At 74.8% G+C, this 24,111-nt stretch carries 13 protein-coding genes and 1 pseudogene; 3 read left to right on the plus strand and 11 right to left on the minus strand.

What is annotated here, in order from left to right; genetic code table 11:
* The first annotated feature begins 30 nt into the window (after positions 1 to 30).
* Positions 31 to 1,293: an RICIN domain-containing protein gene (locus tag AB0C59_RS17480; RefSeq protein ID WP_363005333.1), complete on the plus strand. Its 1,263-nt coding sequence runs from the start codon at positions 31 to 33 to the stop codon at positions 1,291 to 1,293.
* Between the two features lie 36 nt (positions 1,294 to 1,329).
* Here the strand turns inward: AB0C59_RS17480 and AB0C59_RS17485 are convergent, their stop codons facing one another.
* Positions 1,330 to 2,004 (minus strand): FAD binding domain-containing protein, encoded by a 675-nt coding sequence (locus AB0C59_RS17485; protein WP_363005335.1) that lies wholly within the window; start codon positions 2,002 to 2,004, stop codon positions 1,330 to 1,332.
* Positions 2,005 to 2,028: 24 nt separating this feature from the next.
* Between AB0C59_RS17485 and AB0C59_RS17490 the strand changes: the two genes are divergently transcribed.
* Entirely contained in the window at positions 2,029 to 2,184 is a 156-nt protein-coding gene (locus AB0C59_RS17490; RefSeq protein ID WP_363005337.1) for a hypothetical protein, read from the plus strand.
* A 22-nt stretch (positions 2,185 to 2,206) separates the two neighbouring features.
* On the opposite strand, the gene AB0C59_RS17495 is transcribed toward AB0C59_RS17490, so the two are convergent.
* The 4 genes and pseudogenes from AB0C59_RS17495 to AB0C59_RS17510 form a co-directional block, all read right to left on the minus strand.
* Complete coding sequence (locus tag AB0C59_RS17495; RefSeq protein ID WP_363005339.1) at positions 2,207 to 2,749, minus strand: UTRA domain-containing protein; 543 nt, start codon at positions 2,747 to 2,749, stop codon at positions 2,207 to 2,209.
* Positions 2,750 to 2,806: 57 nt separating this feature from the next.
* Positions 2,807 to 2,980, minus strand: a pseudogene (locus tag AB0C59_RS17500) (hypothetical protein); the annotation flags it as partial.
* An 83-nt stretch (positions 2,981 to 3,063) separates the two neighbouring features.
* On the minus strand, positions 3,064 to 5,031 hold the full coding sequence (locus AB0C59_RS17505) for a phosphocholine-specific phospholipase C (RefSeq protein ID WP_363005341.1): 1,968 nt from the start codon (positions 5,029 to 5,031) through the stop codon (positions 3,064 to 3,066).
* Between the two features lie 28 nt (positions 5,032 to 5,059).
* Positions 5,060 to 6,829, minus strand: coding sequence for a hypothetical protein (locus tag AB0C59_RS17510; protein ID WP_363005343.1), 1,770 nt, complete (start codon positions 6,827 to 6,829; stop codon positions 5,060 to 5,062).
* Between the two features lie 453 nt (positions 6,830 to 7,282).
* Between AB0C59_RS17510 and AB0C59_RS17515 the strand changes: the two genes are divergently transcribed.
* A complete protein-coding gene (locus tag AB0C59_RS17515) occupies positions 7,283 to 8,158 on the plus strand; it encodes a 3-hydroxyacyl-CoA dehydrogenase family protein (RefSeq protein ID WP_363005345.1) in 876 nt (291 codons plus the stop codon).
* Between the two features lie 24 nt (positions 8,159 to 8,182).
* Here AB0C59_RS17515 and AB0C59_RS17520 read toward each other — a convergent pair whose 3' ends face one another.
* The 6 genes from AB0C59_RS17520 to AB0C59_RS17545 are packed head-to-tail and all read right to left on the minus strand — an operon-like array spanning position 8,183 to position 23,654.
* Positions 8,183 to 9,256 carry a class I SAM-dependent methyltransferase gene (locus AB0C59_RS17520; protein ID WP_363005347.1) on the minus strand — a complete coding sequence of 358 codons (1,074 nt, stop codon included), beginning with the start codon at positions 9,254 to 9,256 and terminating at the stop codon, positions 8,183 to 8,185.
* Entirely contained in the window at positions 9,253 to 10,479 is a 1,227-nt protein-coding gene (locus AB0C59_RS17525; RefSeq protein ID WP_363005349.1) for a glycosyltransferase, read from the minus strand. Before AB0C59_RS17525 ends, AB0C59_RS17520 begins: the two co-directional genes overlap by 4 nt.
* Before the next feature lie 14 nt (positions 10,480 to 10,493).
* Positions 10,494 to 11,327, minus strand: a complete 834-nt coding sequence (locus AB0C59_RS17530) for an alpha/beta hydrolase (protein WP_363005351.1) — start codon at positions 11,325 to 11,327, stop codon at positions 10,494 to 10,496.
* 3 nt (positions 11,328 to 11,330) lie between these two features.
* Entirely contained in the window at positions 11,331 to 11,711 is a 381-nt protein-coding gene (locus AB0C59_RS17535) for a phosphopantetheine-binding protein (RefSeq protein ID WP_363005353.1), read from the minus strand.
* The gene (locus tag AB0C59_RS17540) at positions 11,708 to 16,510 is read right to left on the minus strand and encodes a beta-ketoacyl synthase N-terminal-like domain-containing protein (protein ID WP_363005355.1); all 4,803 of its coding nucleotides are present in this window, start codon (positions 16,508 to 16,510) and stop codon (positions 11,708 to 11,710) included. The genes AB0C59_RS17535 and AB0C59_RS17540 overlap by 4 nt, the downstream gene beginning before the upstream one ends.
* Entirely contained in the window at positions 16,500 to 23,654 is a 7,155-nt protein-coding gene (locus AB0C59_RS17545; protein ID WP_363005357.1) for an SDR family oxidoreductase, read from the minus strand. Before AB0C59_RS17545 ends, AB0C59_RS17540 begins: the two co-directional genes overlap by 11 nt.
* Positions 23,655 to 24,111 lie beyond the last annotated feature (457 nt).

A 24,111-nucleotide genomic window follows, 5' to 3' on the forward strand; every position in this document is an offset into this window, starting at 1 on the left:
CCCCGCCACCGTCTTCACCGGAAGGACGCCATGACGGCCTCCCAGCCCCACCGCTCCGAGAACGAGCCGACGCAGGCCGAGACCGAGGAGCCCCAGCAGAGCGGCACGGCCGGTGCGTCGGCCACCGCGACCGCCGTGGCCCGGATCGCCCCGGAGCCCGAGCCCGAGGCACCGCAGGCCACGGAAGGCGGGTCCGGCACCGAGGCGCCCGGCGCCGGTGAGGCCGGGCGGACGCCCGCCGAGGTCGCGGCCGAGCAGGCGTCGGGCGGGGCCGCGACCGACGAGGGGACGGGGGCCCCGACGGCGGCCGCCGAGGCGGGGGCCGGGGACGCGGGCACCGCCGCCGGGGAGAGCGCCGAGGCCACGCGGACCGACGAGGAGGCCGAGGAGCTGACCGCCGAGGCCGTGGCCGCCCAGACCGCCACCGCCGCCGCGCCCGGCAGGCCCCACAAGAGCCTGCTCGCGGCGGCCGCCATCGTCGGCACGCTGCTCGTCTCCGTCCCGTTCCTGGTGACGACCGGCGGGGACGGCTCCAACAGCCGGGCCGCCGCCTCCGGTGCGGCGCCCGGCACCGTGCTGGGCGGCGATCAGCAGGCCGTGGGCGCTCCCGGCGCCTTCGACTCCGCGTCCCCCTCGCCCGTCGCCTCCCTCGACGGGTCCCCGACGGCCCCGCAGAAGTCCGGGCACCCCGCCGCGCCCGCCGGCGCCGCGGCCGGTGCCGGGGCCGCGGCGGTCGGCGCGGGCGCGGGCGGCGGCGCGAAGCCTCCGGCCGCCGCACCCGGACACCACGCCGGGTCCTCGTCCGAGGGCAAGGCGGCGTCGGGCACCGGCTCGTCGTCGTCCGGGCACGGCGGTTCGTCCTCCGGTTCGTCCGGATCGGGCGGTTCGACCCATGTCACCCCGCAGATCCCCGGCGTCTACATCTGGAGTCACGCCTCCCATCGCTGCATCGACGTGGCGGGCGGATCGGGCAACGACGGTACGCCGCTGGACATCTGGGACTGCTTCAACGGCTACCGCGTCAAGTGGCAGTTCATGTCCGACGGGACGGTGCACGCCATGGGCAAGTGCATGGACGTGGCCTGGGGTTCGCGCGACGACGGCGCGGTGATCCAGCTCGCCAACTGCAGCGGCAACCCGGCCCAGCAGTTCCGCCTCAACTCCTCGAACGACCTGGTCAACCCGCAGGCGAACAAGTGCGTGGACGTGAAGGACCAGGCCACGGGCAACGGCTCCCGCCTCCAGCTGTGGACCTGCAACGGGCACGACAACCAGAAGTGGAGCTCGACCTGACCTGACCGCGCCCGGCGCGCAGGGCTCGGAACGTGGTCAGCCCCCGAGCCGGTCCACGAGGTCCGACACCTGGCGGCATGCCGCCTCCCAGGCCCGGGAGTGCAGTTCACCGATGGCGGTGGCGCGCAGGGCGCGCAGCACCTGGTCCGCACCGGCGCCGGCGTCGCGTGCGGCGGTGCCGGTGAGCACCTCGTAGCCGTCGCGGACGGCGACGCGGATCCGGTGCCCGTCCTCGCCGTCCGTGCCGTCCGTGAAGGCGGCGGACGCGATCACGAGCGGGGGCGGACCGGAGGGCGCGCCCTCCTGTTTGTCGTACGCGCTCACGGCCGGTGGGTGCCAGCGCAGTCCGAGCAGCAGCGGGTGCTTGTCCACGACCTCGGCCAGCTCCCTCTCCTCCACCCCCTCCCGGTCCAGTGTCACGGCCCGGGCGTCCAGGACGAGCGCGGCGGGCAGCAGGCAGCGCAGGGAGCTTCCGACGAGGTTGCCGCCGACCGTGGCCGCCCGGCGCACCGCCCCGGTGCCCACCAGGGCGGCGGCCCGTCGCAGGGTCTCGGGCACCCGGTCGTCGATCCTGTGCAGCACCACGGCCGCGCCCAGTTCCCCGTTCCCGATCCTGGTGGCCTCGGGCAGGTCGCGCAGCGACATCGCCCGTTCGGGGAAGCCGTCGCGCTGCCAGGAGGCCCACACCAGCGTCGCTCGGCCTCCCGGCACACCCTGGAGGTGCAGGGCGGGGTGATGTCCGCCGCGGAGGCCGCGGAGTTCGGGGCGACCGCGGGCGCGGCCGACGCGGTCGCGGTCCGGCGGTGGGACGAGGAGGCGAAGGACCCGCTCGGTGCCACACCGGCGTTGGAGCACTTCCTGCCGCTGCTCGAAGGGCTGCTGCGGGGGTGAGCCGCCCGGTGCCGGGGTGCCGTCAGGTGGTCCTGGGGTGGCGGCCCAGGGAGGTCGCCGCCACCGAGTTGTGGACCGTGAAGGCGATCGTGCCGGGCAGGTAGCGGTCCTCGGACCACTCCACCGGGGTGCCCGCCGGGTCGGTGGTGCGGCGGCGTTTCCGGAGGAGGACCTGGCCCGGCGGGCAGGCGAGGAGTCTGGTGTCGTCCTCGTCGGCCCAGGTGAGGTCGATGGTGTGGTCCGCGTCGGTGAAGTGCACACCGTGCTCCACCAGGGCCTCGGTGTGGGAGACGGCTTCGGGGGGCAGTGCGGCCACCAGGGCGCCCACCCGGGGCGGGTACAGCGTGCGCTCGACCATGACCGGCCGGCCGGACAGGGTGCGTACCCGCAGGACGAGGTAGAGCTCCGCGCCTTCCTCCAGGCCGAGCCGGCGGGCCTCCTCCGGGTCGGCGGCGCGGCGGTCCACGCGGTCGACGCGGCCGCCCGGCGTCTCGCCGAGGGAGCGGGCCCAGGCGGTGAAGCTCAGGAGCTGGGAGAAGCTCTGGGCGCGGGGGCCGCCGAGCACGGTGCGGCGGCTGCCGCGCCGGGAGGTGACCAGGCCGTCCGCGCGCAGGACGGCCAGGGCGTGCCGGATCGTGCCCCGGGAGACGCCGTGGCGTTCGGCCAGGGCGGCCTCGGGGGGGCAGCTTGGCGCCGGTGGCGTACTCGCCCGCGACGATCGCCTCGCGCAGTGCGGCGGCGACCTTGCGGTAGCGCAGGTCGCCGGCCGGGTCGTCGTGCTCCTGCCGCACCGGATCTCCTGGGCCTCTCACGGGTGGTGCGGGCCGGATCGACCGGCCCGCACCAGACCCTACCCGCGGTGGCCCCGAGGGGCGGGGCTCACCCCGCGTGCACGGTGCCCGCGTACCGCTGGGCGAAGCGGGTGCCGGTGCCGGCGGTGACCGTGACGTCGTACCGCCCGTTCTCGGTGGGCCAGGTCAGGCGGCTGCGCTCCCCGGCCCCGACCCACACCGTGCGCTCCTTGCCGGCGAAGTCGTTCGGGGTGAGGGTGAAGGCCACCTCGGTGCCGCCGAGGTTGCGCAGTTCCAGTTCCAGCGTGGCCGTGCGCGGGCGCCCGGACCGTCCCGGTAGCGCCGTCACCGAGGGCACCGCCACGTCGCTCTGTCCGGCGCGGACGACCGTGCCGGAGAAGCGGCGGACGAACCCGTCGGCGCCGTGGACGGAGAAGTCGTAGCGGCCGTCGGTCGCGGAGGTGTCCCACACGTAGGTGCGCGTCGAGCGCGGCGGGACGGTGAACGGGGTGCCGGTGAAGGGCAGGGCGGTGTTCGGCAGCACGGTGAAGTGGTAGCCGACGCTGCCGTCGTTGGTGAGGGTGCAGGTGACCTTGCCGGTGGCGCGGTCGACCGTCACGTCGGCCGACGGGCGGTAGGGCAGCGGACGGTGGGAGCGGGTGCCCGGTTCCTGGACGGGCATGGACTGCTCGGTGGGTATCTGCACGCCCGGCAGTGCGTTGCCGGCGTCGGCCTTCGCCATCAGGGCGACGGTGTCGGGCAGTCGCGGGATGCTGTAGTCGGGCTTGGTGAAGTCGAAGCAGCTGGTGAGGTCGCCGCAGACGGTGCGCCGCCAGTCGGAGATGTTGGGCTCGCGCACCCCGGTGACGCGCTCCAGGAAGCGGAGCACCGAGGTGTGGTCGAAGACCTGGGAGTTGACCCAGCCGCCCCGCGACCAGGGCGAGACGACCCACAGCGGGACACGGCTGCCGAGCCCGATGGGCTTGCCGTTCGCGAACTCGTCCTTGGTGCCGGGCTCGGGGAACGGCGGGATGACATGGTCGAAGTAGCCGTCGTTCTCGTCGTACATGAGGAGGAAGACGGTGTGCTTCCACACGTCCGGGTTGGAGAACAGCGACTGCAGCGCCGTGTTCACCCAGTGGGCGCCGTAGTCGGGGCTGGCCGCGGGGTGTTCGCAGAACAGATAGGGCGCCACCAGCCAGGAGACGGTGGGCAGGGTGCCGTCCTTGCAGTGCTGGTCGAACGCGGTCAGGTCCCACTTGGTCATGGCGTTGACGTAGCGCGGGTCGTCCTTGGGGAACGCGTGGAACTGCTTGAAGTACGACAGCGCGTTGTCGTCGTAGTCGCCGTTGCGGTCGTCGGAGCCGTCCGGGTTGTGGTAGACGCGCCACGTGACGCCCGCGTCCTGAAGGCGTTCGGCGTACGTCGTCCAGTCGGCCACCGGGTTGCCGGTGACGGGGGTGTTGTCGGTCCAGGGGCCGGTGGTGCCGTCGACGCCCGGGCCCGCCGTACCGGTCCACAGATAGAGGCGGTTGGGGTCGGTGGGGCCGTTGAGGGAGCAGAAGTAGCCGTCGCACAGGGTGAAGGCGTCGGCGAGGGCGTACTGGTAGGGGATGTCCTGGCGGGTGAAGTAGCCCATGGTGCGCTCGCCCTTGGACGGGACCCACTTGTCCATGGCGCCCTGGTCGACGGCGCTGTGGCCGGTGTCCCAGTCGTGCGGGAGGCCGCCGGCGTTCTGCGCGTTGTACCGGGTGGTGTCCATGCGGAAGGGCAGGAGGTAGCCCTCCTTGCGGCCTCTGTCGGGCTGGCGGAACACCGGGTCACCGTTGGAGAGCACGCTCGCCTGGCGGTCGCCGAAGCCGCGTACGCCGTTCAGGGTGCCGAAGTAGTGGTCGAAGCTGCGGTTCTCCTGCATCAGGATGACGACGTGCTTGACGTCGGCGACATCGCCCTGGGCGCCGCGCGACGCGGCCTGCGCCGTGCCGGGGAGCCCGGCGGCGAGGGCCGCCGACGCCGCTGTGGTGCCGATGAAGGTACGGCGGCTGATCTCGGTCATGGGGGGAAGTCCTTTCGGGGCGGCGCGGTCAGCCGCGGGCGGAGAGGGAGAAGGTGACGACGGCGGCGGCGTGGTCGGAGGGCCAGCCGTTGGCGGCGGTGTCCGGCACGGGCCGGGGCCAGCCGGTGGACAGGGTGTGCGCCTCGACGACGTTGAGGCGTCCCCTGTACTGGATCTGGTCGACGCGGTCCTGCGGTTCCGCTCCGTCGCCGTTCTCCCGCCGGGGCCTGACGGGCGACCAGGTGGTGCCCGGTGCCTTCACCGGGTCGGGGTGGGCGTCGCGGAAGGCGTCGACGAGGCCCGCCTTCTCCAGCGCCTCCGTGACGGGCCAGCGGACCCGGCCCACTCCGCCGTGCGCGGCCGCGGTGCGGCTGGTCCAGTCGCGGTGGGACGGGGAGGCGAGACCGGCCGCCAGCACGAGGGGGGTGCGGGAGCCGAGGTCCGTACGCAGCGCCGCCACCAGGGCCTGTGCCTGCGCGTAGCGCTTCGTCCCCTTCTCCGCCGCCTCGGTCTGGGCGGGCGTGCGGCCCGCGAGGAGGGCGTAGGGGCCGTAGTCGGCCTCGTCCAGCTGGGCCGTCCACACGCGGACCGCGCGGTCGCCGGTCAGGTGCAGCGTCGCGGCGGCGGCCGGCAGCGCGGCGGTCGGGGCGACGAGGTCGGTGAGCGGATGGCGGCTCACGATGCCGAGGCCGCCGGCCTGGTGCACATGCCAGCCGAGCGCCCCGGCGAGGTTCTCGGCTCCGTCGTCGCCGCACTCCTGGAGCGCCACGACGTCCAGGCCCTGGGTGAGCACCAGCCGCAGCTGCTTCTCCAGGGACCCGTCGACGTGGGCGCCCGCGTCCCAGAGGTTCAGGGTGGCGGCCTTCAGCCGCAGGCGCTCCCGTGAGGTGCGCACCGGCACCTGGACGGTGACGGTGTCGCGGCCGGCGGCGCTGTCGGTGACGGAGACCACCATCCGGCCGGGCCGGCGGGGCGCGATCAGCGGGGCCGTGCCGGTGACCGTCCCGTCCGCGCTCACCGACAGCCAGGAGTCGCCGCCGGCGCGCTGGAAGGCGGCGGTGCCCGGGGCGTTGCCCTCGGGTCTGATCCACAGGCCGCCGAGCTTCAGCGAGACGTCCGCGCCCGCGGTCCAGGGGGCGGTGGTGACGGCGTCCACCACCGCGTGCGGGCGCGGGATCACGGGGCGGGCGGCGAAGGTGAAGGGTTCCGTCCGGGCGAGGACGCCGTAGCCGTCCTTGGCCAGCAGGTAGGCGGTGTACGGGCCGCCGGTGAGGCCGGAGGTGTCCAGGGTGAGGTCGCCGCCGGCGCCGGGGGTGTACTGCCAGGCGAGGGAGGAGCCGTGGCCCGGCTGCCGGTCGCCGTCGTACACGCCGACCCAGTTCTTCGCGTCGGGCGTACCGGTCGTCCAGTGGAAGGAGAGCTTGTCGCCCTCGTGCGGGGCGGTGGAGGTCAGCTTCAGCGAGTCGGTGGCCGGAGCGCCCGGGGCGAAGCTGAACGGCTCGGTCCGGGCGAGGACGCCGTAGCCGTCCTTGGCCAGGAGGTAGGCGATGTACGGGCCGCCGGTGAGAGCGGAGGTGTCCAGGGTCGTCCGCACCGACGTGCCGGACACGTACGCCCACACCAGGGAGCTGCCGCCGCTGCCCGGCAGCCGGTCGGCGGGGTAGACGCCGATCCAGTTCTTCGGGTCCGGGGCGTCGGTCGACCAGGTGAGGGCCAGGGTGTCGCCGGGTTTGGAAGGCGTGGTGGAGCCGGTCGTGATGCTGCTCCCGGACGCGGCGGTCGGTGAGAGTGATGCCACGATGGTGGGTCCCCTAAGTTGTCTATATAACTTCGGGTCCCAGCAAGCCGTCCCCGGGCGACGGGCCCATGAACGAGGGGTTGCCGCCATCCGGGAAGTAGAGGGAAATCTGTGGATCCCCCGCGCCGGACGCACGAGGGCAATTCGACCCCGACAGGCCATCTGAGCGGGGGAGTTGACGGCTCGCGGGGCTCTGCGGGGGGGCTCGCCCGCTGGGGGCCACCGTCGGTGCGGGGGCGTGGTCACGGGCGTGCCGCGCCGCGCCGCCCTCTCGTCCACGGCTCCTGTCGTGCGCACAGCGGGGGCGGCGCGGAGGCGGCGGGACGCACCGGGTGGTCCCTCCTTCGGAGCAGCAGCGGTGGCCGCCGCGCACCGATCCGGCGGAAGCTGGCCATCGAGTGGGACACCGCGGTGCCGGCTCGGCGCCGCGGCCTGTCAGGAAGCGGGAAGAGCATGGCCTTCACCCTGCCCACCGACATCGAGAACCGGCCGGTCGGTGTGATCGGAGCGGGCACCCTGGGCCGCAGGATCGCGCTGATGTTCGCCACCCGCGGCGGCGAGGTGCGCGTCCACGACCCCTCCTCGCGGGCCCGGGAGGACGCCCGCGACTTCGTGGAGGAGAACCTGACGCAGGTCGCCGCCGGGATCGACGGCGGAACGCCCGGCCGGGTCACCCTCACGGACGATCTGGAGGAGGTGCTCGCGGGCGCGTGGCTCGTCGTGGAGGCCGTGCCCGAGCGGCTCGACCTGAAGAAGGACCTCTTCGCCCGCCTCGACCGGCTGGCCGGGCGCGACACGATCCTGGCGAGCAACTCCTCCTCGTACCCGGCCAGCCGGTTCATCGACCGGGTCGAGCACCGCGAACGGGTCCTCAACACGCACTTCTACATGCCGCCCGGCCAGAACGCGATCGACATCATGTCGGACGGCCACACCGACCCCGGCGTCATCGACCTCCTGAAACGTGAACTGCCCCGCTACGGCATCTACCCGTTCGAGGCGCGCAAGGAGTCGACCGGGTTCATCTTCAGCCGTGTCTGGGCCGCCATCAAGCGGGAGGCGCTGGCGGTGGTGGCGGAGGGCGTGTCCACGCCGCAGGACGTCGACCGGATGTGGCAGATCAACATGGGGACGGCGGCCGGGCCGTTCCGGATGATGGACATGGTGGGCCTGGACGTCGCCCTCGACATCGAGGAGCACTACGCCGCCGAGCACCCCGGACTCCCCTGGGGGCCGCGGGCGTTGCTGCGCTCCTACGTCGACGCGGGCCATCTGGGCGTGAAGACGGGCCAGGGGTTCTACGACGACTACGCGAAGCCGTCGCGCTAGGCGTGTTGTCCCGGGCGGGCCCTGTCAGTCTCGGCGGGCCAGCAGGCGGTACGCGTTGGACAGGCCGAGCCGCTGGGACACGGGCCCGGCCGCGCACCGGTCCAGGAGGGTGCCCAGGACGAGCAGCGGGACGCCGGCGAGCAGCGTCACCGTCCGCAGCGCGCGCCGGAGCGCGGTCGGTGGCCTCGGCAGCCAGGGCAGGTCCTCGCGCGGGGCCGCGCTGTCCAGTGCCAGCCAGACCGCCGCGAGGAGGTCCACGGGGTCGTGCGGCCCGGCGTGCTCCTCGGCGACCACGGTGAAGCCGAGTCCGGTGAGCCGGGCGCGCAGATTGCCGACCGGGGCCAGGTGCAGGTGCTGGGGCTGGAGCCAGGGCAGCCACCAGCGGCCGAGGAGGCGGGCATAGCGGCTCTCCGGGTCGGGGACCTCGATCAGCAGATGCCCGCCGGGACGCAACGCCGTGTGCGCGGCGCGCAGTTCACGGTCCGGTTCGGTGCTGTGCTCCAGGTAGTGGAACATGCTGACGACGTCGTAGCGGCCGGTGAGCTCCGGGGCGAGGTCGGGGAAGCTGCCCCGGTGGCCGCGGTCCACCCGTCCGGCGCGCTCGGCCAGTTCCACCCCGTCGGTGAAGTCCAGGCCGTCGAAGGAGGTCTCCGGGTGGACGGTGCGGGCCGCCTCGCAGAAGTGGCCGTGGCCGGTGCCCACGTCGAGCCAGGTCTTGGGCGCCGGTTCGTGGGCCTGCACCGCGCGGGCGCGGGCGACGTACATGCGGGTGCGTCCGCCGAACGTCCGCCCGAGTTGCCGCTCGCCGAGTCCGTCGTAGAAGTCCCGGTAGTAGAAGTCCAGTCCGGCCGCGCTCAGGCGGGGGTTCTGGAAGACGTGCCCGCAGTCCCCGCAGCCGGCGAGGGTGAACCGGCCCGGTTTGTGCTGGAGCAGGTCGGTGGTGCGCAGCCGTGTCGTCAGCCGCGCCGAACCGCACCAGGGGCAGTCGGCCCGGCGGGGCTCGAAGAAACGGTCGAGGCCGTGCGCCAGGTCCGCCTCGTAGACGGGGCGCAGCGCGGCCACCTGCTCGGTGCGGCTCGGTCGCGGCTCGTCGCTCACTGGGGCTCCTCGAAGGTCGCGTCGGTGGCCAGCCGTTCCAGATGGGACGCCGCCGCGGGGGCGCCGCCCGCGGCGTGGAAGGAGGCGCGGATCCGGTCGGCCGCGGCCCGGTGGCCGGGGTCCTCCAGAAGGGTGTCGAGCGCCGTGCCGAGCCGCGCGGCGGTGACCCGGCCGAACCTGACCCTGATGCCCGCTCCGGCCTCGGTGACCTGTCCCGCGACGGCGGGCTGGTCGTCGCGGATGGGCGCCACCAGGAGCGGCACACCGTGCCACAGCGCCTCGCACACGGTGTTGTGCCCGGCGTGGCAGACTACGGCTTCCACCCGTTCCAGGAGCGGGAGTTGGGGGACGGCGGGGACGACCAGCACATCCTTGTCGTCCCCGGTCCCGGCGGCGCCGAGCACCCGGCCCGGGTCGACGATCACCGCCTGGAGCCGGTCCGCGCGGGCGCGCAGCGCGGTGCGGCAGACGTCGAGGAAGCGGGCCCCGACGTCGGTGTTCGCGGTGCCGAGGGTCACGAGCACCGCGGCCCGGTGGGGGTCGAGCCAGTCCCAGGGGAAGTCCTGCTCGGCGGGGCGGGACGTGAGCGCCGGACCGACCCAGCGGATGCGCCGCGCCTCCTGCCCCTCCTCCCCCGTCGGCGCGCCCGAGCCGACCAGTTCGGGGGTGCTGAACGCGAGCACGAGGTGGGGTGAGAAGCGGGGGTCGGCGGTGCTCGCCGGATCGCCGACGCGGCGTCGCAGCGAGTCGAGAAGGGCGTGCAGCCAGGACGCCATGCCGGGCATGTCCGCCAGCGTCCGGTCGAAGGTGAACTCGACGGTCGTCGTGCAGGAGGTCGCCCACGGGATGCGCAGCCGCTCGGCGACCAGGCCCGCGACGACGGTCTGCTGGTCGGCCACGACCACGTCGGGGCGGAACTCCGCGACGGCCGCCTCCACTCCGGGCGCCATCTCCTCGGCCAGCGGCACCAGGAAGCGCTCCCACAGGAACCTCAGCGCCTCCGGACCGCGCAGTCCGGCCGGCCGCACCCCGTCCCCCTCCCCCGGGACGGGCCCGGCGCACGGGAACACCCGCGCCGTGCCGCCGGCGAGCCGGCGCACCAGCGCGGGATGGGCGCAGGCCCAGGCCACCTCGTGGCCGCGCGCGGCCAGCGCCGCCGCGACACCCACCGCCGGGTTGATGTGCCCGACCAGGGGCGGTACGACGAACAGGAATCTGCGCACCGGGCTCACCCCGCTCACCCGGCCTCGGTGGGCACGGCGTCGGCCGCGCCGTGTTGTGCGGCGACCGCCTGGATCAGGGCCAGGACATGCTGCCCGACGGTGCGCGGGGCCTCGACCAGGACGGAGTGCTCATGGCCCGGCAGGACGACGGTCCGGCAGTCGGGCAGCAACGACCTGAGCCAGGGCGCCAGTTCGGCCAGGTCCGAGTCACCGCCGTAGAGGAAGAGCGCCGGGCAGCGCACGGAGCCGATCTGCTCCTCGGTCAGGGCCGGTCCGGCGGGGATGTCGTCCACGATGGTCGTGGCCCGCACCAGGCGTGCCGCGCCCTTCGCCAGTCGCGCGGTGTGGGCGCCGCGGTGGGCGGCGATCCATCGCAGCGCGGCGGTCTCGTTCTGCGCGAGTTCGGTCACCACCCGGCGCAGGAGCCCGCCGATGGACGCCGCCCACGCCTCGGTCGCGGGACCGGACTCGATCACGGACAGGCTCGCGGTGCGTTCGGGACGGCGTACGGCGTAGCCGAACGCGATGGTGCCGCCGAAGGAGTTGCCGACCAGGTGGACGGGGCCGGTCACCCCGAGCCGGTCGAGCAGCGCGTCCAGGTCGTCGATGTAGTGGTCCGGGGTGTAGCCGGTGCCCGGGCGGCCGCTGCGCCCGTGGCCCCGCTGGTCGTACATGACCACGTCGATCCCGGCCGCCGCGAACGACGGTGCCACGGTCAGGTAGTAGCTGGCCAGGCTGTCGGTGAGCAGACCGTGCAGCAGCACCGCGGTGGCGGTGGCGGGGCGGCCGTTCGGGGGGCCCATCCGCTGGACGTGCAGCCGGATGTCGCCGGTGTCGACCATCGCCATGGGTCAGCCCGCCTCCGCCGCCTTCAGACTGAGCACGACGTGTTCCACGAGCCGGCCCACGGTCAGCTCGATGATCTCCTCGAACTCCATGCCGGCGAGGAACTCCGCGAAGTTGACCTGTCCGCCGTAGCGCTCGTCGAGGAGCCCGGCCAGGGTGACCAGGTCGATGCTCTCCAGTTCGAGGTCGCGGTGGAACGTGGTCTCCATGCCGATCTCGACGTCGAAGAGGCCCTCCCCGTCCCCGATCTCGCCTTCGTTCCCGTCCCCGTCCCCGTCCTCGTCGAAGACGGTCGTGAGCATGGCGACGACATCGGCGAGCACCGACTCCTCGTCCGCGCGCACGGGGCGGTCGGTCGGGCCCTGGGTGGTCGGGGTGGGGTTCATCGGTCGTTCTCCTCTTCGTCCGCCGGGTCCGTCGTCCAGGCGACGACGTAGTCCCTGCCCGGCAGCCCGGGCGGATTGCCGGTCCGTTCGCAGCGCACATGGTGGGCGGGGTGCCGCGGCCCCGAGACCACCAGCCGGTTCGCGTCCGCCGCGTCCACCACCGCGAAGTCCTTCGGGCGGCCCTGGAATCCGGTGCCCTCGGCCTTGGCGGCGGCCTCCTTCGCGGCCCAGAAGCGGGTGAACCACAGCGCCTCGGACTCCCCGGTCGCGGCGCGGGCCGCGCGCAGCAGCCGGAGCTCGTCCGCGCCGAGGCTGACGGCGAGGACCGCCGGGTCGCGCTCCGCGATCTCCTCGACGTCGATGCCGGGGCCGAGGCCGCCGGGGGTGCGCGGCCGGACGATCGCGACCCCGGCCTCCGCCCGGTGGGCCAGCGAGAGGTCCAGCGGGGGCAGGGTCCGGCCGTGCAGGCCGGTGGCGTACGGCCTTCCCGACGCGTCGTTGCGGATACGGATCTCCGCCGGGTAGACCGGGCCCTCGCCGTGGTCCCAGAGCCACCGGCGCACCGCGTCCTTGGCGGCGATACGGCCCAGCAGCCACTGCCTGCGGCCGCGAGGAGGGTGCGCGGCGTACTCCGCGCGCTCCTCGCCGCTGAGGGAGTTGCGCATGACCAGTTCGCGGGAGGCGAGGTCGGGCCAGCGCTCGTGGAGCAGGACCCAGCCGCCGGGGCGGGCCCGGGAGAGGGTGTTGCGGTCGGGGAAGCGTTCGACGGGCCTGGTGGACGGGTCGTTGTCGAAGCGGCGGTCCTGCCAGCCGCTCACCTCGGCCCACATTTCGCCGTCGACGGTGAGCAGCGCGTCCGCCTGCAGGAGGGTGTCGGTGAGCGAGGTGACGCGTACCAGGCACTCCACCTCGGTTCCCGGCAGGGGGTGTGGTCCGTGGAACCTCATGTGCCGCATGCCGACCGGGAACACCACGGTGCGCTCGGCGCGGGTGGACATGATCCAGTAGCCGAGCAGCTGGCCCACGTTGTCGAGCAGGGCGCCGGGGGCGGGGGGCGTGGTGATCACGCCCCGTATGTGGTGCTCGCCGATCGCGGTCAGTTCGGTGATCCCCTGGAAGGCGGGGCCGTGGAACATCCAGCGCTCGTCGTAGAGCTGGGCGGCGAGGTGCTCGGGGACGCGTTCGGTCGCGGGGTCGGTGCGCCGGTGGACGGCCGGTGGGGCCGGGTAGGCGGGGGCGAGTTCCACGACGGCCCGGGCGTAGGGGCCGCACGACACGGCGAGGCGGTGCGGGCCGCCGGCGTCCTCGGTGACGGTCACCGGCACGTCGACGGGCGGGGTGGCGGCCAGCCACTGGTCGAACCTGGCCCCGTGCACGGCGACCGCGCGCAGACCGGGGGCGGCTCGCTGCGCGGTGTCCATGAGCAGCTGGACGATGGTGGTGGCCGGCACGACGGGCCAGCGGTCACCGACCTCGGGCCACCCGGCACGCTGCGGAAAGAAGCAGTGGTCGAGGAGATGGGGCATGGCCTCCACCGAGACCCGCAGCACGCCCCGGCTGGTTCGAACTGCGGGCGCCGGGCCGGGGACATCGGCAGAGGTCGGGCCCGGCCCGGGGGTGGGGGCAGAGGGGATGCCGATGACCGAGGCGGCATCCGCCTGGGTCCGGCCCCGAGAGGGACCCGAATCCGCGCCTCGAACCACAGCTGGGGCGCGGCTCTGGGCCGGATCCGGGTCATGTCCCGAGCGCGACGGCTGAGCCAGCACGGGCGTTGGAGCCGGGGCCTGCCGGTGGGCCGAGGCCGTGGCCTGGGGCTGACGGTGGGCCGGGGTCGGGGTTGCGTGGCGGGGTGGGGGTCGGCGGTGGGACGCGGCGGTGAGGAGGGCGGCGGCGGTGTCGGCCGTGTCGTGGAGCAGCGCGTCGAGTTCGGCGGCGATGGGGGAGCGCGCGGCGAGGGCCTCCAGCGGGGCCGGTCGGCGCGTCCCGGTGGTGTGCAGCCGGGCGCGCAGCTCCGCGAGGGGCCCGGCGTCGAGGGACACCAGTGCTCCGCCCAGGTCGAGCCGGACCGGCGGCCGTCCGGCCGGGGCGGTGCGGGCGGGTGGCAGGCAGGGGGCCACCGCCGCGCCCGCGGTCCACAGCGCGGCGGCCACGCGCCGCAGCTGCGCGAGCCCGGTGCGGCGCGGTGAGTTGGCGGCGACGACGAGATGGTCGCGGCCGCCCAGGGTGTCCCCGATGAGCGAACCGAGCTGCCCGGTGCCGACCTGGACGAAGACTCGGTGGCCGGCCGCGTACATGGCCTCGGCCAGCTGCCGGAAGCGCACCGGTTCCAGCAGGTGCCGGAGGAACAGCTCGCGCACCGCCCCCTCCTCCTCGGGGAACGGCGCGGCGGTCGACCCCGACCACACGGCGACGGCGGGCGGGCACAGCCGGAAGCGGCTCGCGGCCTCCTCGATGGGCGCGAGATGGGACGCCAGCATCGGTGTGTGGAAGCCGGACCGGAAGGGCAGCACCTGGCTCAGCACGCCGCGGGCCCGGAAGGACCGTACGAACTCCCGCACCGCCGCGTCCGGGCCGCACACCATCGACTGGGCGGGCGCGTTGTCGTGGGAGAGCACCAGTCCGGCGTCCGCCCACCCGTCGTCCAGCGCGTGGAGCACCTGTTCGGCGGACGCCCCGATCGCACCGTAGGCGAGGCCGGGGACGGTCACCGTGTCGGGGTCGAAGGACGCCATGAAGTCGTCGACCTCACCGCCCGCGTACAGCCCGGCGACCGTCATCGCCGTCCACTCCCCGACGCTGTGCCCGGCGACGGCGCCCGGGACGACGCCCATGGCGCGCAGTGCGGCGTCCAGGAGCCGTCCGACGCCGACGACGTCGAACCCGTGTCGCCCCACGTCCGCGACGCGGTCGTGTCCACCGGAGCGGGCGGCGACGCGCGGCAGACCGAAGTGGGCGGCGACATCGTCCACATGGGGTTCGAAGTCCCCTTCGAGGCCCGGGAAGACGAACACCGGCCCCCCGTTCCCCGTCCCCTCCGCGCCCCGGCCCAGCAGCGGGCCCGGCCTGAACCACACGTCGCCGCGGCCGTGCCAGGCGCGCCCCTTGGCGACCGCCCGGCGGGCCAGGGCGAGCCGTTTGGCGGTCGGGGCGACGACGGCGAGCCGCGACCGTCCGGCGTCCGGGTGGCCGCGCCCGGCGTCGAGGCCGCGGGCGAGCACCACGTGGTCGTCCCCGTCGAGCAGGGCGGTGAGGCGCTCGGGGGTGTCGGCGGCGAGCAGCAGCACCCGCTCCGGCTCGGCGACCGCGACCGTGCGCGCGGTGGCGGGGAGCGGCGCCGCGGTGCGTGAGGGGCGCGTCGCCCCGGCGCCGGGCGCCTCCTCCAGTACGACGTGGGCGTTGATGCCACCGAACCCGAAGGCGTTGACGGCGGCCCGACGGACCGGCTGGGCGTCGGTTCTCTCCCAGGGCGCGGCCCGGTCCAGGGGGCGGAAGCGGGTGGCCGTGAGCGCGGGGTGCGGGTCGTCGCAGTGGAGCGTCGGCAGCAGCGTCCCGTGGTGGACGGCGAGCGCGGCCTTCACCAGCCCGGCCACTCCGGCGGCGGGCATCGTGTGGCCGATCATCGACTTCACCGAGCCGATCACGGCGCGGTCGCGTCCCTGGGTGACCGCAGGGCCGAACACGTCGAGGAGGGTGGCGAGTTCGGCCGTGTCCCCGGCCGGGGTGGCGGTGCCGTGGGCTTCCAGGAGGCCGATCGAGCCCGGCACGGCGGGGTCGAGCCCGGCGGCCCGCCAGGCCTGGCGCACGGCGTGGGCCTGGCCCCCGGGGTCCGGATTGACCAGCCCGGCGGCACGGCCGTCGCTCGCCACTCCGGTGCCCCGGATCACCGCGTACACCCGGTCGCCGTCCCGTTCGGCGTCGGCGAGCCGTTTGAGTACGACCACGCCGGTCCCCTCACCGATCAGGATGCCGTCGGCGTCCCGGTGGAAGGGGCGGATCCGCTGGCTCGGGGACAGCGCGCGCAGTTGGGAGAAGACGCTCCACAGGGTGATGTCGTGGCAGTGGTGGACGCCCCCGGCGAACATGACGTCGCAGCGCCCGCCGGCGAGTTCGCGCACCGCCTGGTCGACGGCCACCAGCGAGGAGGCGCAGGCGGCGTCCACGGTGTAGGCGGGGCCCCGCAGATCGAGGCGGCTCGCGATCCGGGAGGCGGCGAGGTTGGGTACCAGGCCGATGGCGGACTCCGGGCTGTCCGGTCCGAGCCGCTCGGTGAAGGCCTCCCGGATCTGGTCCAGTTGGCCGGGATCCACGTCGGGGAGCAGTTCAGCGAGGGTGCGCACCAGCTGGGTCGCGGTGCGGACCCGTTGGTCCAGGCGGACCAGGCCGGGGGTGAGGTAGCCGCCCCGGCCGAGGACGACGCCGACGCGGTGCCGGTCGGGCAGCCGCTCCGGGCCGCCCGCGTCGGTGAGGGCGGCGGCGGCCACGTTCAGGGCGATGAGCTGGTCGGGCTCGGTGCCGGGTACCGAGTTCGGCATGATGCCGAACCGGGTGACCTCCACCTCGGCGAGGTCGTCGACGAATCCTCCGCGCCGGCAGTACACCTGGTGGGCGACGGCCGGTTCGTGGGCGGAGCCCGGACGGTAGTAGTCGGTGTCCCAGCGCGTCTCGGGTACGTCGGTGATCGCGTCCACGCCCCGCACCAGGTTCTGCCAGTACGCGTCGAGGCCGGAGGCTCCGGGCAGCAGTACCGCCATCCCGACGATGGCGACCGGGAGTTGAGGGTCCGTCATGTCACTGGCCATGGCCCGACGGGGTGTAGACGACGGTGGGAGTCGACCGGTCGCCCCAGGCCAGTTCCCGCAGCAGGGCCGCGACCCCTTCCTCCGGGTCGATCAGCGCGATCCCCCGCCTGGCGTACTCGCGGGCGAGTTCCGGGCCGACCATGCCGCCGTGCGCGGCGGTGGGGGCCCAAGGGCCCCAGTGGACGGTGAGGACGCGGTGGCCGGTGCGGGCGGCCCAGGAGGTTCCGAGGGCATGGAGGGCGTCGTTGGCGGCGGCGTAGTCCGCCTGGCCCCGGTTGCCGAGGGCGGCGGAGACACTGCCGAACAGGACGGTGAACGCGGGGCCGTCGGGCAGTTCCTCCAGCGCCGCGAGGAGCGTTCCGGCGCCGCCCCGCTTGGTGTCGTAGACCCGTTGGAAGGAGTCGGCGCTCTTGTCGGCGATGAGCCGGTCCTCGATCACCCCGGCCGCGTAGACGACGCCGTCGAGCCTGCCGTGCTCGGCGTGGATCTCCTTCACGGCCTGGAGCGCCTGGTCCGGCTTGCGGAAGTCGACCGTGCGGTAGCGGGCCGTGCTGCCGAGGGCCGCGAGTTCCCGGAGGGTGGTGGCGATCTCCCGCTGGGCCAGTACGAGTTCGGCCTCGCGGTTGATGTCGGCCGGTGTGCGGGGTCCGCCGGGGCGGGCGGCGAGCGCGGCGCGCAGCTCCGCCGGTGTGCGGGCGGCGGCCAGGTGCGGTTCCTCGGGGCCGGCCGCCGCGGGTGTCCTGCCGAGCAGTTCGAGCCGGCACCGGGAGGCCGAGGCGAGCGCGGCGGCGAAGGTGGCGGTGATGCCCCGGGCCCCGCCGACCAGCACGACGACGCTCTCGCGGTCGAGTCCGATGGCCTCGGCCTCGGCCGCGCCGTCGCCCGCCGGTCCCGCGCCGGTGGTGCCGAGCGGTCCGAGGGGAGTCTCCACGAGGTGGAGGCCGTGCCGCCCGGACGCCGTGCGCAGGACGACGGGTTCGGGTCCGGGTGTGAGCAGTTCGGTCAGCAGCGCGTCGGCGACGGCGGCGGGGCCGGTGTCGGTGAGGTCGACGACGCGGGCGGTGGTGTCCGGGTACTCGCGTGCGATGGTGCGGAACAGGCCGTGCAGCCCGGCGGAGCGCAGCGGTGGCGCGGCCCCGTCGGCGGGCCGTACGGCGAGCAGCAGGCGCGGGGCGACCGCGAGGGCGGCCCGCAGCACGGGGAAGGCGTCGGGGAGCACCGGCGGGCCGTCGTCCGCGAGGGCGCCCAGGTAGAGCACCCCGTCGAGGGGGCCGTCCGGCTCGCCGAGGAGGTGCCCGGGATCCAGCAGGACCGTCTGCGCCCCGTGGGTGGCGAGTCTGGCGGAAACCTCGCGGGTGACCGCGGCGCGGTCCGCGCCGCCGAGGACGGCGAACCGCTTCCCGGCCAGGGCGGCCACGGGGTCGTCGGCCGTGCCGTCGCCGGGCTCCAGGGGGACCGGCCGGAGCAGGAACCGCTTCGGGGCCGCGCCGGCGACGGGGTCCACCGTCGGCGGCTGGGCGGGTTCCGCCGATGCCGATGCCGAGGCGGCCGCGGGTGCTGTCGCGTCCGCCGGTCCCGTCGCCTCCGCGGGTGCCGCCGTCATCGCGGGCTCCCCGGGTGGCACGGCGTCGGTCGGCTCCTCGGGGGTGAGCAGGCGCCCGGCCAGCCAGGCGGCCACGGCGGCCGCCGTGCGGGCCCGGGTGAGGTCCTCCAGTTCCGCGTCGCCCAGGTCGGCGAGGTCCGCGCCGCCGGCCGCGCCCAGGCGCCTGGCCAGTTCACCGGCGATCTCGGCTCGTTTGATCGAGTCGACGCTGAGGTCCGCCTCCAGATCGAGGTCGGGCTCGATCATGTCGACCGGATAGCCGGTGCGTTCGCTGATGATGTCCAGGACCGTGCGCAGCAGGTCCGCCTCGCTCACCGCCGCGTCCCCGGTCGCCGCGTCGGCGGCGGGCTCGTGCTCCGCCGACGGCACCTCGGGTGCGGGGAGTTCCGGCGGGGCGTGCCGCACGACCTCCGCGGCCCCCGGCGCGGGCGGTCGCACGGCCACGGGCGCGGGGCTCCCCTCCCGGGCCGTCGCGCCGAGATAGGTCATCAGCACGTCGCGCTGGGCGGCGATCATCTCGCGGCTGGTGCGCAGGAATTCGGAGATCAGCGCGTCCTCGTCGCGCGGGGCGCCGGGCGGGGGGTTCGTCGTCACAGTCGTCTCCACCGTCTCCACGACTCGTCGGGCCGGTGCGAGGGCACCGGGAAGGGGGGATCCGGCGGCGGTGCGGACCATGTGCCCGTCGACCGTCCAGCCGGGGCGCTCGGGGGCGGGGGCGCGGCAGGCGTCGACGGCGCCGCGTCCGCGCAGCAGCCATCCGGCGCGTACCGGGAGCCCGGCGACGGCCAGTTGGGCGAGCGCCTCCAGGAATCCGCGCAGACCGCTGTCCGGGCGTGGTTCGCACACGACGACGCGGTGGGGCCGGTCCCCGAGGATCCGGGCGGCCAGCCGGGTGAGGACTCGGCCGGGCCCGGCCTCGACGAAGATCCTCGCCCCGGCCTCGTACATCGCCTCGATCTGGTCGACGAAGCGGACCGGGGCGCCGATCTGGGCGGCCAGTTCCGCGCGGATCGCGTCGGCGTCCCGGCCGTAGGGTGTCGCCGTCCGGTTGGACCACACCGGGAACTCGAGCCGGTGCACGCCGCGGTGCGCCAGCGCCCCCGCGAACCGGTCCATGGCCCCGGCGACCAGAGGGCTGTGGAAGGCGCAGGCCACCGGGATGCGCTGGGCGCCGATCCGTGCCTCGCGCAGCAGGGCGACGGTGGTGGCGACGTCCTCCGTGGGTCCGGAGACCACGGTCTGCGCGGGTGAGTTGTGGTTGGCGACGACCACGGACGCGGGCGCTCCGAGCGTGCTCAGCGCGCGCTGGACGTCCGGCGCCGGGGCGGCGACGGCGGCCATGGCGCCCGGGTCCTCGCCCGTCGCCTCCAGGATGGCCGCCGCCCGTTCGGCGCTCAGCTCCAGCAGGTCCTCCGGGCTGAACGCGCCGGCGGCGCCGAGGGCGACCAGCTCGCCGTAGCTGTGCCCGCCCGCCATGTCCGGCCGTACTCCCGACGCGGTGAGCAGGGCGTGCACGGCGAGTCCGACGGCGCCCAGGACGGGCTGGGCGACCCGGGTGTCGGTGATCGCGGCCTGCCTGCTGTCGCGCGCGGCGTCGTCGAAGGCCGCGGGCGGGTACAGGACGTCGGCGCGGGCCCCCAGGGGTTCCAGGTGGTAGCGGAGTTCGGGGAAGGCGAGGAACAGGTCGCCGAGCATCCCGGGCCGCTGACTGCCCTGTCCGGGGAACAGGAAGGCCACCTTGGCCTCGGCGGCGTCGCGTTCGTCGCCCTCCGCGACGTGGATCCCCGCGGCCCTGCCGTGCTCACCGGCCAGGACCGCGCGCAGTTGTCCGATCAGCCCCTCCACGTCCGTGGCGACGACGGCCACCCGTACGGGGGCGTGCACGGTGTCGGAGCGGCGGGACGCGCTCAGGGCGAGGTCGCGCAGCCGCCAGGTCCGGCCGCCGTCGGCGGCGAGGGGGCGGTCGGCCTCGGCGGCCTTGAGGATGTCATCGACGGCCCGCAGCGCTGCCTTCTCGTCCTTGCCCCGGAAGAGGAACAGCTCGGCGGGCCAGGTGTGGAGCGCCCGGCCCGTCGGTGCGGCGCCCGCCGCCGGGTGAGCGGCGAGGACGACGTGGAAGTTGGTGCCGCCGAAGCCGAACGCGCTGACTCCGGCCTTGCGTTCACGGGCGGGGGCGGCCCAGGGCTGCGCGCGCGTGGAGAAGGAGAAGGGGCTGTCCGCCTCGCGCCATGCGGCGTTGGGCTTCTCCAGGTGGAGGGTGGGCGGTCGGACGCCGGTGTGCAGGGCCAGGGCGGTCTTGATCAGGCCCGCGAGTCCCGCGGCGCACTTGGTGTGCCCGATCTGCGACTTGACCGAGCCGAGCGAGCAGGCGCCCGGTGCGGCCCCGGCCTCGGTGAACACCTCGCTCAGCACGCCGAGTTCGGTGCGGTCCCCGACCACGGTGCCGGTTCCGTGCGCCTCCAGAAGGCCGACCTCGGCGGGTGAGACGCCCGCGTTGCGGTACGCCCGCACCAGCGCGGCCCGCTGCCCCTCGGGCCGTGGCGCGGTCAGCCCGAGCGAGCGGCCGTCGCTGGAACTGCCGACTCCCTTGATCACGCCGTAGACGCGGTCGCCGTCCCGTTCGGCGTCGGCCAGCCGCTTGAGCACGACACAGGCGACGCCCTCCCCCAGCGCGATCCCGTCGGCCGAGCTGTCGAAGGCCCGGGAGCGCCCCGTCGGGGACAGGGCGTGCACCGAGGAGAAGAGCGCGTAGTCGTTGATGCCGTTGTGGAGGTCTGCGCCGCCGCACAGGACGAGGTCGCTGGTCCCGCCGGCGAGTTCCTTGCAGGCGATGTCGATCGCCGCCAGCGAGGAGGCGCAGGCGGCGTCGACGGTGTAGTTGGCGCCGCCGAGGTCGAGCCGGTTGGCGATGCGGCCCGAGATGACGTTGGCCAGCATCCCGGGGAAGGAGTCCTCGGTGAGCCGGGGCAGTTGCTCCTCCAGGGCGGCCGGGAGCCGTTCGTAGTACGAGGGCAGCACGACGCGCAGGGTCGTGGCGTTGGCGAGGTCGCTGCCCGCCTCCGCGCCGAAGATGACGGAGGCGCGTGAGCGGTCGAACTCCCGCTGCCCGTCGGCGTACCCGGCGTCCTGGAGCGCCTGTCGGGCGGCTTCGAGCGCCAGCAGCTGCACCGGGTCGATGCTGCCCAGGGACGTCGGGGGGATGCCGTAGCGCAGCGGGTCGAAGGGGATGCGGGGCAGGAAGCCGCCCCATTTGGAGGGCGTGGCGCCGCGGGGGCCCCCGGCGTCCTCGGCGGCGGGCGCGAAGTGGACGGCGGGGTCCCAGCGGTCCTGGGGCACCTCCCCGACGGCGTCGTGGCCGGCGAGGATGTTCGACCAGTAGGTGGGCAGGTCGGGGGCGTCCGGGAACATGCACGCCATGCCGACGATGGCGACGTCCAGCGGCGTGGGCGCCGGCGCCTCCTGGTCGCCCTCCTCCCGGAGGCGGCGCCGCACCCGCGCGGCCCGGTCCGTCAGGAAGGCCGCGGCCTTGGAGGTCACGGAGGTGTGCAGGGCGCCGACCGTGGTGACGGCCGAGCGCAGGACGGCCACCTCCCCGGCCATGAACATGCCCTCGGCCAGCTGGCGTGGTTCCTCCACGCTCACCAGCGCGCCGGCGGCGTCGCGTTCGGCGCCCTTGCTGGCGATCCGCAGCCGCCCGATGTTGAGCCGCTCCAGCTCCTCCCAGATCTGCCGCTCGGGCGCTCCGCCGGCGCTCAACTCCGCGGCCCGCTCGTGGTAGTCGCGGGTGAAGGGGCTGGGTACGCACCGGGTGGCGTGGCCCGGCGCGGTCCGCAGCAGCGCGGTCCGGGTCGCGTTCACCACCTGGCGCTGGAACAGGGGCTGGACGGCCCCGAGTTCGACGGCCTCCTCGGTGAACAGATAGGCGGTCCCCATGAGGACGCCGACGGCGGCCCCGCGTGCGGTCAGCGGCGCGGCGAGCGCCGCGACCATGGCCGCCGAGCGCTCGTCATGGACACCGCCCGCGAAGAACACCTCGACGCCGTGGGCCGTGTCCCGCTCCGCGTCCTTGCCCGCGCCCTTGCCCTTGCTCTCGTCGGTCTCGGCGAGGAAGTCCTCCAGGACGCCGAGTTGGGCCTCCCACAGGGGGAAGCTGCCGCGCGGTCCCACATGGCCGCCGCACTCGGCGCCCTCGAAGACGAACCTGCGGGCGCCCGCCTGGAGGAACTGCCGGAGCAGCCCGGGCGAGGGGACGTGCAGAAAGGTCCTGATGCCCACCCGCTCCAGCGCCTCGGCCTGCGAGGGCCGCCCGCCCGCGATGATCGCATGGGTGGGCCGCAGCTCCCGTACGACGTCGAGCTGGGCGTTCCTCACGTCCTCGGGGGCGAAGCCGAGCACGCCTACGCCCCAGGGCCTGCCCGCCACCGCGGTGCGGGTCCGCTCCAGCAGTGTCCGGGTGCGCGCCCCGTCCGCGAGGGCCAGCGCGAGGAAGGGCAGCGCCCCGTCGCCGGAGACGGCGGCGGCGAAGCCGGGCTGGTCGCTGACCCTGGTCATCGGGCCCTGGGCGACGGGCAACCGGGTGCCGAGCGCCCGGCACATCGCGGAGCCCGGCCGCAGCGCGCCGGCCGGCGCGTCGTCGCGTGTCGCGTCCCGGACGGCGGCGGTCAGCGCGCGGATCGTGCGTCCCGTGTCGCCCCAGCGCTCGGCGAAGCGGGCGGCGAGGAAGCCGTCCTGGCCCACCGGCAGCAGCTGGGTGCGCGGATCCCGTGCGCCCAACCGGGCGGCCACCGCCTCCGGTTCGGTCGCGGTCACGTCCGGCGCGTCCGGTCCTCTGCGGTGCAGCACGCGGTGGCCCGCGCGGACGACGGTCTCCGAGCCGTCCATGTTTCGCAGCGTCTCGGCCACCGCCTCGTCCAGGCCCGATTCGGCCAGCAGCGCCAGTTGGCTGTCCAGGACCACCCCGGCCGCCCCGCCGGCCACCGCGGCGGCCGCCGTGCGGGGGCCGATGCCGCCGCAGGCCCAGACCGGGAGGTCGAGCCCGGGGTCGGCGAGCACCTGCTGCAGCAGGGTGAAGACGCTGAGCTCCCCGACCCTTCCGCCGCTCTCGCAGCCGCGGGCCACCAGCCCGTGCGCGCCGGCGCGGGCCGCCTCACGGGCCTGCTCCAGGTCGGTGACCTCGGCCAGGACCCGGTGGTGCGCGGCGAGTTCCTCGGGCCGCCAGGCGGAGCCCACGCCGAGGATCACCGTGTGCGGTACGTCGTCGCCGTCCCGTTCCGCGCGGTTGCCGCCCTCTCGCCCACCCCCGCGCGCGAGGTGCGCGGCGTCCATCCGGCAGCGCGCCCCGATCCGCACGCCGAACGGGCCCGGAGCGAAGTGACGCAAGCGCGCCAGTGCCTCGCGGGCGCGCCGGTCGCCGGACCCCAGGTCGAGCACCCCCAGTCCGCCGGCCCGGCTGACGGCCGCGGCCAGCCCGGCGTCGGGTTCCCCGAACGGGGTCACCCCGATGATCAGGTGCATGACATTCTCATGCTCGACAGACGTCATGGTTCTCCGAATGATCGCAAGACCGCGAGGTGGGGAATGCGGGCGGTGATGGGGGACGATCGACCGAGGTGCAGAGAAACAATCGACGCACTGAGAAACAGCGGCGCCAGAATGCAAGTGGAACCCATTGCATCAAGCCACAGGGAAGCTAGCGCCCTTGTTACTCGACAGTCAACGCCCGCGAAAACAGGACGCCCGACCGTCGAGTCGATCCAGCCAGCCCCCTCCGAGCACCCGCCGGACCCCCGACGCGCCCGCCGACGAGCAGAGAAACCCGGGCATTTCCCGCCAGGTGCGACACCACCCCGCATCCCGCGACGTGAAACACACCACCACAAGCCCGTCAAAGCGGCCGCGGGGCGCACCGGCACCGCACATCCGTGAAACGCGGCCACCATCGCGCCGAAACCCCCTGGAAAATGGGCGTCCACGCCACGATGGCCGAATCGGATCACCG

The organism is Streptomyces sp. NPDC048664 (assembly GCF_040650555.1).
In the GTDB taxonomy this organism is placed as follows: Bacteria; Actinomycetota; Actinomycetes; order Streptomycetales; family Streptomycetaceae; genus Streptomyces.